Annotated in this window: 17 protein-coding genes; 9 read left to right on the forward strand and 8 right to left on the reverse strand. The window is 56.6% G+C overall.

Annotated elements, in window-relative coordinates; translation table 11 throughout:
* Positions 1–256 precede the first annotated feature (256 nt).
* Positions 257–550 carry a hypothetical protein gene (locus QTL96_RS27070; protein WP_289729886.1) on the forward strand — a complete coding sequence of 98 codons (294 nt, stop codon included), beginning with the start codon at positions 257–259 and terminating at the stop codon, positions 548–550.
* 197 nt (positions 551–747) lie between these two features.
* On the opposite strand, the gene QTL96_RS27075 is transcribed toward QTL96_RS27070, so the two are convergent.
* The 3 genes from QTL96_RS27075 to QTL96_RS27085 all read right to left on the reverse strand — a co-directional run bounded on the left by QTL96_RS27075 (position 748) and on the right by QTL96_RS27085 (position 3,812).
* Positions 748–1,290 carry a cytochrome b gene (locus tag QTL96_RS27075; protein ID WP_289729887.1) on the reverse strand — a complete coding sequence of 181 codons (543 nt, stop codon included), beginning with the start codon at positions 1,288–1,290 and terminating at the stop codon, positions 748–750.
* Positions 1,287–2,333 carry a catalase family peroxidase gene (locus tag QTL96_RS27080; protein WP_289729888.1) on the reverse strand — a complete coding sequence of 349 codons (1,047 nt, stop codon included), beginning with the start codon at positions 2,331–2,333 and terminating at the stop codon, positions 1,287–1,289. The genes QTL96_RS27075 and QTL96_RS27080 overlap by 4 nt, the downstream gene beginning before the upstream one ends.
* Positions 2,334–3,533: 1,200 nt before the next feature.
* Entirely contained in the window at positions 3,534–3,812 is a 279-nt protein-coding gene (locus tag QTL96_RS27085; RefSeq protein ID WP_289729889.1) for a hypothetical protein, read from the reverse strand.
* Positions 3,813–4,743: 931 nt separating this feature from the next.
* Here QTL96_RS27085 and QTL96_RS27090 point away from each other — a divergent pair.
* The 5 genes from QTL96_RS27090 to QTL96_RS27115 all read left to right on the forward strand — a co-directional run bounded on the left by QTL96_RS27090 (position 4,744) and on the right by QTL96_RS27115 (position 10,254).
* Complete coding sequence (locus tag QTL96_RS27090) at positions 4,744–5,208, forward strand: NUDIX domain-containing protein (protein ID WP_289729890.1); 465 nt, start codon at positions 4,744–4,746, stop codon at positions 5,206–5,208.
* A gap of 152 nt (positions 5,209–5,360) precedes the next feature.
* A complete protein-coding gene (locus QTL96_RS27095; protein WP_289730180.1) occupies positions 5,361–5,579 on the forward strand; it encodes a hypothetical protein in 219 nt (72 codons plus the stop codon).
* Between the two features lie 385 nt (positions 5,580–5,964).
* A complete protein-coding gene (locus tag QTL96_RS27100; protein ID WP_289729891.1) occupies positions 5,965–6,714 on the forward strand; it encodes a transporter substrate-binding domain-containing protein in 750 nt (249 codons plus the stop codon).
* A 131-nt stretch (positions 6,715–6,845) separates the two neighbouring features.
* Positions 6,846–8,093, forward strand: a complete 1,248-nt coding sequence (locus QTL96_RS27105) for a GGDEF domain-containing protein (RefSeq protein WP_289729892.1) — start codon at positions 6,846–6,848, stop codon at positions 8,091–8,093.
* Positions 8,094–9,315: 1,222 nt separating this feature from the next.
* Positions 9,316–10,254, forward strand: coding sequence for a hypothetical protein (locus QTL96_RS27115; protein ID WP_289729894.1), 939 nt, complete (start codon positions 9,316–9,318; stop codon positions 10,252–10,254).
* A gap of 215 nt (positions 10,255–10,469) precedes the next feature.
* On the opposite strand, the gene QTL96_RS27120 is transcribed toward QTL96_RS27115, so the two are convergent.
* Positions 10,470–10,913 carry a pyridoxamine 5'-phosphate oxidase family protein gene (locus QTL96_RS27120; protein ID WP_289729895.1) on the reverse strand — a complete coding sequence of 148 codons (444 nt, stop codon included), beginning with the start codon at positions 10,911–10,913 and terminating at the stop codon, positions 10,470–10,472.
* Positions 10,914–11,029: 116 nt separating this feature from the next.
* Between QTL96_RS27120 and QTL96_RS27125 the strand changes: the two genes are divergently transcribed.
* Positions 11,030–11,986, forward strand: a complete 957-nt coding sequence (locus QTL96_RS27125) for an SDR family oxidoreductase (protein WP_289729896.1) — start codon at positions 11,030–11,032, stop codon at positions 11,984–11,986.
* Between the two features lie 481 nt (positions 11,987–12,467).
* Here QTL96_RS27125 and QTL96_RS27130 read toward each other — a convergent pair whose 3' ends face one another.
* The 3 genes from QTL96_RS27130 to QTL96_RS27140 are packed head-to-tail and all read right to left on the reverse strand — an operon-like array spanning position 12,468 to position 14,471.
* Positions 12,468–12,728: a hypothetical protein gene (locus tag QTL96_RS27130; protein WP_289729897.1), complete on the reverse strand. Its 261-nt coding sequence runs from the start codon at positions 12,726–12,728 to the stop codon at positions 12,468–12,470.
* A 1-nt stretch (position 12,729) separates the two neighbouring features.
* On the reverse strand, positions 12,730–13,542 hold the full coding sequence (locus QTL96_RS27135) for a Ku protein (RefSeq protein ID WP_289729898.1): 813 nt from the start codon (positions 13,540–13,542) through the stop codon (positions 12,730–12,732).
* Between the two features lie 11 nt (positions 13,543–13,553).
* A complete protein-coding gene (locus QTL96_RS27140) occupies positions 13,554–14,471 on the reverse strand; it encodes a Ku protein (RefSeq protein ID WP_289729899.1) in 918 nt (305 codons plus the stop codon).
* A gap of 255 nt (positions 14,472–14,726) precedes the next feature.
* On the opposite strand from QTL96_RS27140, the gene QTL96_RS27145 reads away from it, so the two are divergent.
* Both QTL96_RS27145 and QTL96_RS27150 read left to right on the forward strand, forming a co-directional pair.
* Positions 14,727–14,960, forward strand: a complete 234-nt coding sequence (locus tag QTL96_RS27145; RefSeq protein ID WP_289730159.1) for a hypothetical protein — start codon at positions 14,727–14,729, stop codon at positions 14,958–14,960.
* A gap of 88 nt (positions 14,961–15,048) precedes the next feature.
* Positions 15,049–15,351 carry a hypothetical protein gene (locus QTL96_RS27150; RefSeq protein WP_289729900.1) on the forward strand — a complete coding sequence of 101 codons (303 nt, stop codon included), beginning with the start codon at positions 15,049–15,051 and terminating at the stop codon, positions 15,349–15,351.
* A 253-nt stretch (positions 15,352–15,604) separates the two neighbouring features.
* Here the strand turns inward: QTL96_RS27150 and QTL96_RS27155 are convergent, their stop codons facing one another.
* The gene (locus QTL96_RS27155) at positions 15,605–16,090 is read right to left on the reverse strand and encodes a hypothetical protein (RefSeq protein WP_289729901.1); all 486 of its coding nucleotides are present in this window, start codon (positions 16,088–16,090) and stop codon (positions 15,605–15,607) included.
* Between the last annotated feature and the right edge of the window lie 17 nt (positions 16,091–16,107).

Here is a 16,107-nt window from a genome sequence, read left to right on the forward strand (position 1 = left end):
GAGATAAGCGCCGGATTTGTCCGCACCGGGGTTTCTTTCATCGGCGCCTGATCCAACCAATATGACAATTGCCTAAAACAATCCTGTCAAATAGAATGACCTGCGCTTTCGACCGGAGATGTCTGGTGTAGCGCGTAGATTTGCAATTTCTTATCATAACATTTGCGGCGAAGCTCGACCTCGTAACGACCGAGCTAGGTTCGCGATACGCCACTGCATGCAAGTGATCCCGATTAATTTTTCTAAGGACAATGTGATGGCTGACCCCAATGCTAAAACGCGTGCCTGCCCAATCTGCAAGGAAGAGATCAAAGTCGCCGCTACGCGCTGCATTCACTGCCATTCTGATATCCCTCCGGGCGCAGACGGGCGCGCGAGGCCGCCAATGATCATGGGCCGACGCATTCGTGCTATAGCGCATCGCGCACCGGCAGCAACATTAAACGCCGGTCCATCGTCAGCGTGCAACGACCTTGAGATCGATGACGCCGGCATCTGGGAATACATCGGCGAGGACGAGGAATATTGCTATTACTGGGGCCCGTCCTGAGGGTAGCCGCTTTGGCGTCGCTTGTGACCACGGACGTACTTGCTGATGCTGATGGCGACGAGGCAAGGTCGGCGCGAAAGCCCGGCCTTTTTCTTTGACTCTCGTAAAAGCCGCGCTAACTGACCCTCCTTTCGCACCTGCGCCGCAGATTATCGGCGCATAACAAAATATCGCTCAACGCCGATGGACGACAGGTATTATTTACCGGGCAACATTGCTTGAAGGACGCCGTCACGGCGGACAAGACCGTGGAATAATCCTGCCGCAAGATGCATCATGACGAGCGCGAAGAACGCGAACGCCAGATAATGGTGCGCGCTCCAAAGAAGTGCATGAAGTCTGTCACTTTGAGGTAATATCGGCGGGAGATTTATTCCGCCCAGCAGCACGATCGGATAAGCGGCAGCGGACAGCATTGCCCAGCCGATCAAAGGCATCCCGATCATTAGTGCATATAAGGCTACGTGGGACAGGCCCGCGGCGAGCTTCATCGGCTCCGGGAGATCTGCCGGCAAAGGTGGGGCGCCGGACACGAAACGCACTACAAGTCGAACCAAGGCAAGGATAAGGATAACAAGACCCAGCGTCTTATGTGTCACAAGAAGTGGCACGTACTCCTCTCCAATGGTGGATACCATTCCGACGCCGATGAAGAGCATCGCTAATATGCCGACTGCCATCAACCAGTGGATCGCTCGCTGGACGGGAGTGAAGCGGGTTTTGATTTTTCCGATCGTCATGGCTTCGCGCTTGCTCCGGTTCTAGGATAGCTGGCAGCTTCAGCAGTGCGAAAATCATATGATTTGGCATAAGCTGCCGACCGGGCAGCAGGGAAAGGGTCATCGGAAACCTCGATGCCATCTGGTAAGATGGTCGGATCAAAGTTGATGTCACGGCATGGGCCGTCCGCCTCCGGCTCAATATTCTGTACGATCAGAGTTCCAGCTTCGAGAGTCCTTCGATCCTTCGGCCAAGCTTTTGTCGGATTCGACGTCGGGTCGGAGGGATCTGCGATGGTCAGCACGAGGATCCAGCGCTGAGGAGAACGTGCAACCCGTTCCGTTATGTCTTCTTCGAGGTGGTTTGCGCCGAGCTTAGCGAAATCTTCCGCCGTTATTGGAGTGACCTGCGCATTCGGCCTCCAAGACCAACGCACCGCATGCTTGGCGCCTGACCCGTCTGTAAAGATAAACGCATTGAGACTGTTGAACGCATCCTCAGCATAGCTGGAGGTCCACGGCGCCTTGCTCGCCCATTCCCCAAACGCGGCAAATTCTGGATGAGCGCCAACGAAGCCTTTCATCGCTTCAGGGTCCTTGCTTGCGGACGCAGTCAGGAGGTCGTAGAAACCTTGCGGGGTCGAAACCGCGAAAACAGGCGGATCGATCATCGCCATCCGCCACACGTCGCCGTCAGGCGCTGAGACCTGCACCCCGATGCCACGAACGCGGACTGTCGGGTCAGCTGCATTCGGATCTGGCGTTGCGAGATTGAAGCGACCGACGACAGGATACTGTCCAGACGCAAACATTGGCGCCCTCGAAATCGAGCTGCCGTTTCCATTTGCTTCGAATGTGCCGGTGAAGCAGACGCCCTTGGCGTGGTTTCGACGATGACCTAGAGCAGCGCCGCCGGGCGGCGCCAGAGCGCTAACCAGCTTCGCAGAAGTAAGGCGGTTGGGTGAGAGCCACCCTGCAGTGTAGGCAAATGCGCCGACGCCGAAGCCGAGCACGGCCGTTATCAACGCCAAGGATCCTAGAACGGAACGCTGCAAGCCTGGCATCCAACATTCTCCGTATATGAGGCATGTTCACCGCGCCCATATCGAAGGCGCGCGAAAAACATGGCATCGTCTGACTACAAGGTCAAATGCACTGCAGCGGGCTCTCCAATCACCTCTTCACCGTATCTTAGACCTCACGCCAAGAACTCTCAATCGGAACCGACAGTGACAAGCGTCCGAGAACACCAATACGGCGGCGAGCCTAATGACGGCACTGAGGGGAAACACGGACAATCTTTCTTCCACTGCGACCCGAACGCCCTGCCAATCTTCGCCATGTGGTGGAGGTCGGAACCTGTCATTAATGCTGCTCTTGTCTTTTCGCGCACCGTTGTAAGGAGCGCGTCGCGGTCCAGCTGCAAGGCGAGGGCAAGGCTTAGCCAACCAGCATCTTCAATCCTGGGCAGAAATTTTCCGCATGTGTGCCAATAGTCCGAGGTCTCCTCAGACTGAAGTCGGAGGTGAGACTTTTTGTGGAACGCAAAGGCGAGACGGGCATTTAACCGCAGTCTTATAACCCGAGGTAAAGCCCAATGAAGAAAACGTTTCTAGCTGTCGCTCTGGCTTTTTCGTCCATCGTTGCCGTCCCTGCGGCCTCCTACGCGGATACCGTCGTCATTCGTACTGATGATGGCCCTCGTCCTCATCGCGGCTGGGAAAATGGCCAGCACCGCGGCTGGGATAATGATCGAAGAGCACGGCTTGTACGTGAAGATTATCGTCGCCACTCGCCTTGCATCACCAAACGAGTTGTAACCTATCGGGATGGTGAGCGAGTTTCGCGGACGACGAAGGTTTGCCGTTAAGTGACGCCAAGTTCGCCTCACGAAGCCGGGGAGTAATCCACTCCCCGGCTTCTGCAGTTTAAAGTTCTCGGTTCACATCGCCCCACTGTATCGGTAAGTAAAGCTTGCTGAGTGGTGGTCTACGGGTCACACTCGTTCGCGCGTCGGAAATACCCGGCGACTTGGTCTTGCCGGACAAGCGATGCCAACCACTGCCTTCTCGTCAAGGGATTTGTTATGGCGAGCCGGTCTGCGCCGGAATACGAGCATAGTCGCGACATCCAGGCTATCGTGGACGGGCCCAAAGTCGACTAAAACCTCGCTGGGATCCAATGTCGCTGTGGGGGCCGTCGCATAGATTGGCATGCGAGGAGTGAGCGACCGTGCAAAGAGATCTTTAGGCAAAGTCGACGTTTTAAGGGCGACTTTTACTGAGATGATCGATGCAATTCGGTTGCTCCGCATCATTCAGGCTATCGTTGAATTCAGACAGCCACTTATGCTTCGCTGCCGCCTTTTCCAGCGCCGGAACGGTGATACTACCGGCCTGGAACAGGCTGACAAGCACTGCTCCGGCTAACACCCCGTCCGGCGACGTGGGATCAACTTTGCGCTTCCCGCACCAATCGAGAAGGACCGCTTCTATCACGTTCAACTCTTCGGAGCCGAACGTCCTATTTAATTGAAATGTCATAATATTGTCCCAACCATGCGAGCAAATCCGCCAGATATTTGGAAGCGCCTAGCAGAATTTCAAGCACGGGTCAGGAATCAGCTCTGCTATCGAAATACGTTGGCAAAAGCGACGAGGGGAAAATCCTTGGGATACCTCCGACATCCGCGAAGCGGCGCGAGGGTGTTGCAGATCAGTTGGCAAGCCCCCAGCCTGACCCTACATACTCGAATTGCCATATCGTGGAGGCTGAATTAACATTTCGCGTAGAGTACAACCATGAGACTAGTGGCCTTATTGTCGTGCGGGCAGGTATTGAACTTAGGCACGCCGCCCAGGTTCTCGCGCGCGAGAGTTTGGATGCGGCGGGAGCAACGTTCGCCCGCGTCGTCAATGAGGACAGCGAAGGTGAAGTCTGGTCCATCAGAAAGGCGAAGGCGAGACGCTGCTTAAAAGTTAATCACGATGCCCGGCGGTCGAAACCGCCATCAAAGCAAAGCAGCGGGGCAAGCATTTCTGGCCGGGAGTTCCGAATACGGAACATGCGGAACAATTCGCGTTGGTCTGGGATGAGGACAAGTTATGTCAGTTCCAAACGAGCCGATACTTCCGCCACCGCCCGCACGGCCGAGCGACAATGCGGGGCCAGATCCCGATCGCATCCCCGGCGAGGAGCCAGCCACTCCCGAACCAGATGAAGGCGTCGTCTCCACAAGCGCAGGAATGAGCCACTACGCGACATGGAAAATGCTGTGCAGGCGCCTCCGCCTCCAGTCGGATGAGCGCGCATGACCCAGGTTTGCAGAGACGACCTGCCGTGTCCTATCTCAAAAAGATGTCATACCCCCATAGACCGGCGCGCAGCCAACTCTTTGCAGCCTGGATGGATAGCCTATCTTCAACAGAATGGATGAAACTCGGGCTCTGCCTGTCCTGAACCATCGGTATTGTCATGTCCGCCCGTAGCGCAGGCCTCCTTCTATTCCGACGGACATCCGACGTGGCCGAGGTTCTCCTCGTCCATCCTGGAGGCCCATTTTGGGCGAAGAAGGACGAGGGCGCTTGGTCAATCCCGAAAGGCCTGGTCGATCCAGGCGAGAGCGACTTCGACGCGGCCTTACGCGAGACCCGAGAGGAACTGGGCGTCAGCGTCGATGGGGAGTTCGTGGCGCTGGGCGAGTATCAACAGCCCAGTGGAAAAACCGTCGTCGCGTGGTGTGTCGAAGCCGATCCGTTGCTCGACATGGACGATATCAAGAGTGAGACCTTCACGATGGAATGGCCGCCGAGGTCCGGACAGCAAAAGAGCTTTCCCGAGGTGGATCGCGCCGGCTGGTTTTCCATGGAAGACGCAACTGCGAAGATGCTCAAGGGTCAGCGCCCTATGCTTGAAGCCCTTCAGCGGTATCTGGGATAGTTGTCAGAACCCAACGTCTCATTGGCCGAAGAAGGGATGGATTTAAGCCGGTGAGCAGCTATGACTTACACCTGTCGCAGTGGATTACCATTGCAGGTTGCCGCCGAGAAATCATCAGAGCCCGCCGCGACCAGAGGTCTGCGAGCGAGGAGATGGAATTTCGTAGACCCGCCGAAATGAAGTTGGTCGAGCGCTCCAGCTTGCTCGAGACCGTCGCAGACGCCCTGGAGACGAGCGCCTACGAAGCCGAGGAACAATGCGACGCTGCCTTCTTGCAGAACGCTATGTGCATTGCGAGCACGATCCGCGGCATGGCCGGTAACCTCGGCGCCGACGGTCTTGCTGCTGTGAGCGGCGCTTGGTCTGGATAAGCTGGCCGCTGGTGTAGCCCGCAAGGCAAAGCATGCTTGGCACAAGGGTAACGAGGGTTTAGCGATGCTCATTAAATCCATAGCTCCAGCAATGGAAAAGGTGGCAGCAGATATCGCAGACCATGACGGCGCCCTCGCTGAAGCTGTTGCCGCAGAGGCGGTATCGTTAATCGTGATGTCCCGCCTATCGCTTTCGTTAAGATCAATCAGAAATTTACGCGCGTGGCGCGTACGTCGATAGACGCGCAACCGTTTGGCATTCTCGTTCCCTTCGTTTTTGTCAAATCGACCAGGTCGTGATGTGAGCGCGGTAACATTTAACTCTATTTTGAAAATCTTTATTAGCTGTCGCGGGTTACAGTCAGGGCCAGTAGGAGATCACACAATGCTTAGACGCTTATGTATGGCAGTTGGTCTGGCGACCGTTTTTGCGGCTGGAGCAATCCATGCAGAGACGCTGCGCATAGCGACCGAGGGAGCTTACCCTCCATTCAACTTCATTGAAAACGGCCAACTCAAAGGCTTTGACGTCGACATCGCCAAGGCGATATGCGCGAAGATGTCAGCTGAGTGTACGTTTCAGGCGGTGCCATGGAACGATATCATCGAAGGGCTGGAAGCCAGTCACTATGACCTGATCGTAGCCAGCATGGCCTATTCCAAGGAGCGAGCCGCCCGCATCGATTTCTCAGAGCCCTACTACCGCTCTCACTCGGTTCTGGTTGGCGATGAGAAGTACCAGGACAGCTCGCCTGAAGCGCTAGCCGGTGCGAGGATTGCTGTTGAAAGTGGAACAATCCAAGCTGAATTTCTCAAGAAGGCCTATTCAGAAAGCACGATATTGTTTGGCGACGACCAGCCAGCCGCTCGAAGGCTGCTAATCGAAAAGAAGGCTGATCTTCTCATCGGGGATGCCATCGAGCTCCTCACATTTATGGAAACGCCGGAGGGATCTGCGTACAGCTACGTCGGAGACCCGATATCAAGCGACTTCCTGCAGAGCTCTGCGCATATCACCGCGCACAAGGGCAACCAGGCCCTCCTTGCCCGTGTCAACGCTGCTCTGAAGGAAATCAAGCTTAACGGCACATACGATCGGATCAATGACGCCTACTTCCCCTTCAGTATCTACTAGGGGTGTCAATCTTGAAGTCTTGGTTCCAATTTAAGTCCTCAGGTCAAATCTCGCTTAGGTCAGCGGGTAGGGGACTTTTGCTCATCGCGCTCGTTTACACCGGTGCGGCGGCGATACTCACAGGCATACTGTTGGCGAAGATCGAACAGGAAGCAAAGTTCACGCGCGAAACGCAATTGCCGCTGATCCTCTCGCAAACCCGGAATGCGGTGAAAGCGGAACGAATGGCGTCGTTGGTTCGGGCGATCTACCTAGCACGTGATCGGCGTCTCGAGCGACAGGTGCAACTACAAGTCCAGGCTGTCGCGCAAGGTTTTCCTTTCGACGCGGGCGAACGCGTTGTAGCCGGCTCCAAACGCGTAGCAATATTGGCGAAGGAAATCGCATCGGCGCGACAACAAGCCCGAGACAGCGCCGCTCAGAACATGAGCGCCTTCACTTTTGAAGAGCGGGCAACAACCGCCTATGGTGAGGCCATACGGACCATCGACGAAATGGGCAAGGAGTTGAGCGGGGATGCGGCCTTGGCGGCAGACAAGCTCGCCCAAGAGATCGAGGCGGGTGCAGCAAGTACCCGGTATACCGTGCTAGCTATTTTGTTGATGCCGGGTCTTTTTTGCATCGGCCTGCTGTTACTCGCGCGGCGACATCTAGCCTCGCCCATCTTGTCAGCCATCGGAAATCTCAGACGGATCAGCGATAACACTCCAACCGTTCCCATTCGGTCTCCTCCGGTTCTGGCTGAGCTAGCGATGATCGGGGAGGCGATTTTATCATACGGCGATGTTGCAAGTGAACTCCGACGAAAGAACGTCGTGCTGCAGGCACTTGCCGAAGAGGACCCACTGACAGGTCTTGCAAATCGCCGGACGTTTGAAACCTTCTTGCAAGCGGCATTGACGAACACCAGCCGTGTTGGCGGGACCGCGGTGCTGTTGATCGATCTGGATCACTTCAAGTCGATCAATGACCGATATGGACATCAAGTCGGGGATCAATGCCTGCAAAGCTTGGCTCTGATGCTCCTGTCGCACGATAGCCTCCCAGGTTCGTTGGCGGCAAGGTATGGAGGTGAGGAGTTCGTGATCGTCTACAGCGCAGAAAGCGCCGAGCAGGCCCTTATTGACGCCGACTTCCTCTGCAGGAGGATCGAGGCCATGCGCATCCCGTTGGAAGAAGAGCGGTCAATGACGATGACGGCGAGTATTGGGGTTTCATTTACATCGAGAAATGATGTCTCTGAAATGAAGGATATCATAGCCCGCGCTGACAAAGCCCTCTACCGCGCCAAGAGCGGCGGTCGGAACCGAGCAGTGTCTGATCGCTCGGGATACTCCACAAACCGCCAGTCTAAGACGGGCGGAGATGCAATGCGCTAGGTCCCTGTCGGCGGCTAGCTTAATTTTGGGGAATTAGCCGCACTACCAAAACCAATGCGAGCGAGCTTCCTCGTGATCGCTCACCTCGTGCCCGTGGCCGCCGTTTGCAAGTTTTCACCGCCGGTGGCGGAAATCGTGGGTCGAACCAGCATTGCGGCCAAGAATATAGCCGATGCATAGGCCAATGGCACCCACGGTCAGTGCCAGGCCAGTCGCAGTGTGGGGGTGGTCGATAGCGCCAGATGCGACTGCGCTAGTCTCACGGCGTACGGCGTCTACGGCGTCAGATGCAACCTTACGAACACCAGTGGATGGTTCGCTTGGAGTTCCAGTGAAACCAGCCTTAATGTCTTCCTTTGCCATGTCTTCCTCCTTTGACTACGTCGGATAGAGAACTAGGGAGGGTGGGGATAGTTCCGAAGGTTGCTCTTGAGCGATATGTAGCGGCTGCCCTATGCCTCACGGACAACGCAACAGTCTACCCCCGTTAGCCAATCGGCACGAGCTGCTGCATCTGACAAATGTACGTGATTAGTGACCACGACGCTGTAATCTATCGCTATTCGACCCCTGTCATCCGCAAACGCAGGTCCGTCTGGCAATCGACAAGGACAAATTGGCCAACTCAGACAAAATGCCGAGCTTTGGTTGGGGGTTGAGATCAATGCAGATCCTGTGCGACTGCTTCCTGCCTTCGATCAAACGGCATTGCGGAGACCACGAAGGCAGGCACTCACTCTCTGGACAGTTTTAGGCGCCGCTTTCCACCAACTAGTAAACGCTCTTCTTGGGTGCATACAGCAGTCTAACGAGTTCGGCCACATCGAGACATCCGTGATGCGGGACCGGTGTCGCTATGAGCTTCACTTCGGCGGCGTCGAGCCTGATTGCTGCGATACCAACCTCTCCCGCTATCAAAGTCACAGAACCCAGTTTACCAGCAAAAAGGAGATTGACTACATCCAAAGACGTGCATCCCGAGATCCGAGCTTTTTCACGAAAGCCCCTCCGTCCATTTTCGCTGCATCTCAAAGTTAATTCTGCCGAGTGAGGACGTCATGGATCTCCGGAGGCTAGTACACTGGGATGATACTATCTTCGTTGTTTCTGCGTGCACTGAACTCGCAAAAAAGCTAAACCACGGAATACCGTCCAAATAGATGAATTTGCAGCCTTGATCTCCGCGGGTATCGTCAGAGTCCTCACACCGAGGAGGAGTCCTATGCGCAGTCCACTATTAGCTGGCATCCTGTTCTGTGGCGCCTCGACAGCGTCAGCTGCACCCGCCTTTACATACCACGGCTTGGTAGATTGCCCGGGCGCCGAGCGCCGGGTTGCCGTCGAAATGACTGTTGGCGCATGGCTGAACAAGGCAAAAGGAACTCTGAACGTCGAATGGCGCCGGGGTTCCAAAGTCAGCAAAGTCTGGAAAGCAGATTTCCATGTCACGAAGACGCCCGGAGTGAACGACTCCAAAATCGTAATCGACAGGCAGTCGTCCGACCTCTCGCCCCAAGGCCTTGAGGTTGTTATCGAGGCAAACGCTCCCAGTAGTCTGAAAGGCGTCTGCACTTTCGGCGCGGTTCGCTTGTTGAAAGGCGAAAAGGCACCCGACAAGCCGGACTATCCGATCTCCTCCGGTGATGGCTACGCCTTCACTGATGTGCCCGATCTCAGAAGACGCGCAAATGGGGACCCTTGCACGGCTGACGGCAAACCCAGACGCCCATTCGACGACGAACTGAGCGCGGCGACCGAATACTACGTCTGGACGCGCATATGCGGTCCTTCCGACGCCAACTCCGCGGATTTCAATGGGAGGGCGCTCGCAGCGAGCGTCCTAGGTGTCACCTCGTTCAGCATCAACGGGTCACAGTGCATCATCCATATCGGGGATGGTGAGCGCGACATCTCAACGACGTTCCTCTACCTTCAGGGGAACTATGACTGCTCGGACAACGGTGCTGACGCCAAATGCTCGGGAACAGTCGGAATGGGAATTGGGGCCGGGGGCAATGCCGCTGCGGCAACGGTGATGTTCGATGCGATTTCGGCAGCGGGGGCGATGACGAATGCTCCGATCTCTTCGGAGCTGTCATGGGACGACGATCAATGCCTATGGCGCGGAAAGTCCGCGGTCCTAAATGGCAAGCAGCTCTGATGTCGGGCGTGCCGGTTGAGAAGGATCCTGGAAAAGACCTGAGGCGGCGGCGTCCGTGGGGCGAGAGCAAAGGAGTAGCGGGTGCATGACTGAGATCGCGTCGGGGCGAGCCAGCGCCAGACAGCATGGAGATAAGACCGTCGCTATAAGCGGCCTTGGACTGCTATCTTCGGCCATCCCGCTTATCTAGGAATGTCCATCCGGATGCCACGGAGTCATCTGTCTGGAACGTCGACCTCACCATTTTCTTCGCCATCCCAATAGAAGACGGACGACGCGGAAACCTTGATCATCACGATGCCCGGTGTGTCGACGCCCTCCGGAAACCAACGTTCTAGACCGGAAACCCAATGCTCCTCGAACAGCTCCTTATCGCGCACAACCGATGCTGCTCCTTGAATTGCGATGAAGATGCCCGGCTTGCCGAGAAGATTGGGCGCTTCGGTGAAAGTCAGCGAGACATCGTCGATCCCAGTGATCTCACTGATCTTGCGTGTGTCGTCATAGGAAAAGAACCATGAGTCGCCGTCATATTCGACGTCGCCATTGTTGCTCATCGGACGTGTCGAAATCTTCCCGACGCCGCCATTTGTTGACAACATGCAGAAGTCGATCTTCTTTATTTTGGATGCCAGGTCTTCAAACGTCATATTGCCCATGTGAGATCTCCCGTTTTCGTGTCGGTAGATATCGTCCACGCTTGCCGATTGTTCCCTGGCGCAAAACCTTTTGCCCCGATCGACGTTAGGCCCTTGAGCAACGAGGAGAAGCCCCAATGTCGTCTGAAGCAACTTCGGCCAAGCAACGCGAGATCCAGCAGCAGGTCGAACAGGCCGATAGGAAACAGAAATCGAAACCGGAAGGTGCCATGCAAGCGGGCGCTCGACGTTATCCAGAGCCACCTTTTCCAGCAGTTCACCAGGATAAGCCCGGCTCCGAGGAAAAGCTGCCGCTCGCTCCCATGTATGACGCTCCCTTTTACAAGGGTTCGGAGAAGCTCAAGGACAAGGTAGCGCTCATCACAGGCGGCGACTCCGGTATTGGTCGGTCGGTGGCCATCCTTTTCGCACGCGAAGGGGCGGATGTCGCGATCGTTCATCTCAACGAGGACGAGGACGCCTTGATTACAAAGGCTGCCGTGGAGAGGGAAGGACGCAACTGCCTTGTCATCCGCGGCGACGTAAAGGATTCAGCTTTTTGTCGCAAGGCGGTCGAGAAGACGAAAATGCAATTCTCGAAGCTAGACATCCTCGTGAACAACGCCGCCTTCCAGGTTCACACGACCGACATCGAAGATCTCACCGAGGAGCACTTCGACGAGACCCTGAAGACGAACCTGTACGGCTATCTCTACATGGCCAAGGCCGCGATCCCGCATCTGTCCAACGGCTCCGCCATTATCAACACCGGTTCTGTGACGGGCCTGGAAGGGTCAAAGGAACTGCTCGACTACTCGATGACGAAGGGCGGCATTCATGCTTTCACGAAAGCACTATCCAGCCAACTTGTTCCAAAGGGCATTAGGGTTAATGCAGTCGCTCCAGGCCCGGTATGGACGCCGCTCAATCCGTCCGACAAGCAGGCCGATGATGTGGCGAAGTTCGGCAGCCAGGCGGTTATGAAGCGCGCTGCGCAGCCGGAGGAGATTGCGCCGGCCTATGTCTTCTTGGCGTCGCCGCAGATGTCGAGCTATATCACGGGCGAGATCGTTCCGATCGTCGGAGGCTATTAGGAACGCGAAGACGAGCGCGACGCAACGCGTAAGCCGCGCGCGAGCCCGACTCAAGCCGCAGCCCACCCACTGGCGCGACTGTAGCCCATTAATCCGGGTCTACGGTTAGCGGCTAATAACCGCCTCGTGGCATGAACACACACTGAGTGTAGCTCAGAAGGATACGCGGGCAGAAGGAGCCGACAGAAGTCCGCCCTGCCCGCCCGGCGGGGAGGGGCACGGTGCAACTCGGAAAGTCGAGCTCCGGGAGCGCCACTGGATCTTTTTGCTAAATACAAAAACGACGTCGGACGCATCCTTTGCTTCCGAATCTTGGCTAGAATATCGAACGGTCCCACGAGCGTTCATGAGATAGGAAACGAAGCGCTATCGTTCGTCTTTGGGAAGGACAGGGTTCGAGAGCCGCCAGAACCGACCTTTTGCCACGAAAGATCGCCCATCGGAAGTGCGGAAAGAACTTCGTTTTCTTGGCGCCCCACTCTCAGTGCCAAGTATCTAGCAGCCACTGGTCGTCGAAGTTACCATTGCTTGCGGAATCATACGCGTTGACGCTACGGCCCCCGCCGCGGGTGCCGAATGCGGTCAGCTGGATCATCACTTCCCTGGCCGCCTTAACTGCCTCCTCTTCGCTGGTGGCGTGACCGTCCGCGACTTTGATAGAGACGGCTTCTTCATCGTCGCCGAGGAAGTCGACACGCCATCCGCTTCGATCATGAGCAACCCTTGTCTCCAAAAGATGCATGTTAACCAGCCTTCCTACCCTTGAGATCGGTTTCCACCGACTTCCTAAGCGCGTCCATGATGTTGACTACGTTGGACTTCGGAGCAGCTTCCGCCGCCTTGCCCTTCGACGTCTTCTTCGGCTTCAGGGCTTTCTTCTTCGCCTCGATGAGTTTGAGCAGACTGGTCTGGATGGGATCTCTAACCATGTCCGTCGACCAGTGCGCGGACTTCTTCTTGATGAGCTTCTGCACGAGAGGGATCAGATCGGGATCGGCTTTGCCCTCAATGTCCTCGAAATAGCTCTCCTCCGGCCGCACTTCGTCGCCGAACCGGAGCGACCACAGCACGATGCCTTCGTCGCGAGGTTCGAGTATGACGGCGCGTTCCCGGCGACCGATCACCAACTTCGACACTCCGACGACGCCATCGGACTTCATGGCATCTCGGATGACGGCAAAGGCTTCGTTACCAACGGCGTCGTCCGGCATCAGGTAATGCGGCTTCTCTAAGTAGACCCACTCGATGCTATCGTTGGGCACGAACTTCTCGATGTCTATGGTCTTGACGGTATCCAGTGCGACGCGATCCAAATCGTCGTCGGTCAAGATGACATAGTCGTTTTCGCCGCGGGCATAGCCCTTGGCTTCGTTCCCATCCTTGACGGGCTTTCCCGTTACGCTATCGACATACTGAGAGACGACGCGGTTGCCGGTGTCCCTGTTCAGTGTGTGAAATCGAACCTTCTCGGATTCCGACGTTGCCGGGGTCATGGCTACGGGGCAGGTGACCAGCGAGAGCTTCAGGTAGCCTTTCCAATAGTTACGCGGTGCCATGGGGTATCTCCTCAACTTGCCTTGCGACGCGGAGCGGTTCCGGAGGAGGCGGCCTTCGTCGCCGCTCCGCGCGCGGCGCGCTGCCGACCGCTGCCTTGATTGGCATTGGCGGCGGTGCGTTTGGGTTTGGTTTCGGCAGCCGCACCTGCCTTCAGCAGGCCCGCACTCTCACGGAGGGCAGCGAGCAGATCGTTTGGCTTGGAGACTTCGACCTTCCTCGGCTTCGGCAGCGCCTTGCCTTCAATCTTCGCCTTCACCAGCTCGGCGAGGGCGGCCTCATAGCGGTCGTCGAAGGTCGCCGGATCGAACTCGCCCTTCTTGGTCGCGATGATGTGCTTGGCGAGATCGAGCATTTCGCCCTTTATCGTCAGCTTCGGCACGTCTTCGAAGGCCTTCTTCGAAGAGCGCACTTCGTAGTCGTAATTCATCGTGGTGGCGATCAGGCCTTTGCCGTGGGGCCGTATGAGCACCGTGCGAACCCGGCGGAAGAGTACAGCCCGCGCGATCGCCGCGACGTTCGATCCTTTCATGGCGTCGCGAAGAGCTGTGAATGCGTCTCCGCCCATCTTGTCCGGCGTAAGGTAGTAAGGCTTGTCGAAATAGACGTCGTCGACTTCCGAGCAGGGGATGAAGGCATCGATCTCGAGCGTCTTGTTGCTCTCCGGGATGGTTGCGGCCACTTCCTCCGGGTCGATGATGATGTACTGTCCATTATCGATCTCGAAGCCCTTGGTCTGCGCCTCCCTCTCGACGCGTTCTTCGGTCTCGCTGTCGATGAAGACGCGGTTGACCCTGTTGCCCGTGGCTTTGTTGATCGTGTTGAAGGTGATACGTTCGCTCGTAGAGGCCGCCGTGTATAGCGCCACTCCGCAGCTCACTTCGCCAAACTTGAGGAAGCCCTTCCATTGGGCTCGATGTCCCGATGCCATACGCTCTACTCCGAATCACTTGGGTCGTGACTCAAAGACGTGCGGAGGTGATTCGTTCCGACTCAAAACGAATCATTTTTCAAGGAGTTACAGTATCGCGTTCAGAAATTGATTCAGCGACCTGACACTCCTAGTGATTGTGGTCGCGCCTGCAAACGGCCGGTGGCCGTAGTGAAGGGGACAGCTTTCCGGGAACCAGCGACGCCGCCGAACGTTTCCCGGCGACCATTTCCCATCAGCATCATCGAGGTCTCCATGTGTAATGTTTCGGAAGATCACGTCCTGATCTCGAAGGCCGTTAGCGCGTGGTATCGGCACTACGGAGTTCCCTGGGACGATCATGCGTCTTCATTTTTGTGCGACGTAGCCATCGAAATGTATGCTAACGGATGCCGTTCGGTCGAGATGCTCGCGGCAATTCTTATCGCGGACTACGCCGGGGTCGCGGGAACGCGGGTCAATGCGCCATCGTCCGATGCCGTTCACTGACACCTCTCGACGTGTCGCGGTCCTTTTCAACGATTGAAAGCTGCCCATGGCGTCAATAGTATCTCCACCTCTATGGAAGGCAAAGTCAATGACCGCGCATCGGCAGCTTCATCACATCGACCCGGCGTCGCGAAGAGGGCTGTCGCGTTTAATGCTCAAGCTGCCTGATCACCGAGGACAGCTTGTCGCCTTGGCCAAGAGCTCGATCGTTCTCGACGAGCTGTTCGAGATTTACGAGCTTGCGGCCGCCGCTCTCGACGGCTTCCGGAACGACCAGAACTCCGAACTGGCCAGTGAATACGCAGATATTTGCCGCGAGCTGGAGGCTCTCGTGCTGATAGATCTTCAGGAATTCCCAGCGAGATCGGGATCGAAGAGGTCACAGTCCTAGTCGATCTGGACGACATCCTTGAACGGGACGGTTGCGAGCACGTTTCCTTGTTCATCTGAGATCTCGAAGCGTGTGCCGTCGATCCGTTCCCGCTGCGTGACCCGCTCGGCGACCATCTCCCGAGCAGTCTCTTCAGGCTCGTCGATTGCGACGTCTCAAGGCTTTCGTCGTCAGTTTCGTCGCCTTCGTGGGAGCGAGTATTGAAGAAAAATAGCATGAGTGGCCTAGAGGCGTCGTTCCACCAGTCCTGATCCTACCGCGTCGCGCCCCAAAGGTAGGCGAGGGCGGCGACAATACCCACTGCTGTAAGCGGGCGTTCGCGGATCCTGGTTTCGACGTCGCTCCTGATCCCACGAACTTCCGATTTGACGAGATCGACGCCGCCCTCCGTGATCTCAGAGACGGAATCGCTGACGCGGCTGGCGTCACGCCGAAGAGCATCAAGACCGTCGCGAGGCGCTCGGGGATCAAATTCGTTCGATCTCTCGCCTGTTGGTGAAAGAGCGGCATCGACGAGCGGATAGTTATTGTCGCCACCCATGCGATCTCCGGCCGTGCGTCCGGCCTGGTCAGGATCAACTCGTCCGGCGGGGATAGAAGTAGTGGTAGCTGACACGGGATCCGATGCTGGGAACGTGTCTTCCAGGCTCTTGTCGAGTTCATCCTCGCGGGCACCCTCGCGCTTGGCTTGTTCATCCAACATCGACCGCACTGCAGGCGATTTCTTTGGATCTGGCATAACATCCTCCGTTGTTG

It is taken from the genome of Rhizobium sp. S163 (assembly GCF_030380805.1).
Classification (GTDB): domain Bacteria; phylum Pseudomonadota; class Alphaproteobacteria; order Rhizobiales; family Rhizobiaceae; genus Rhizobium.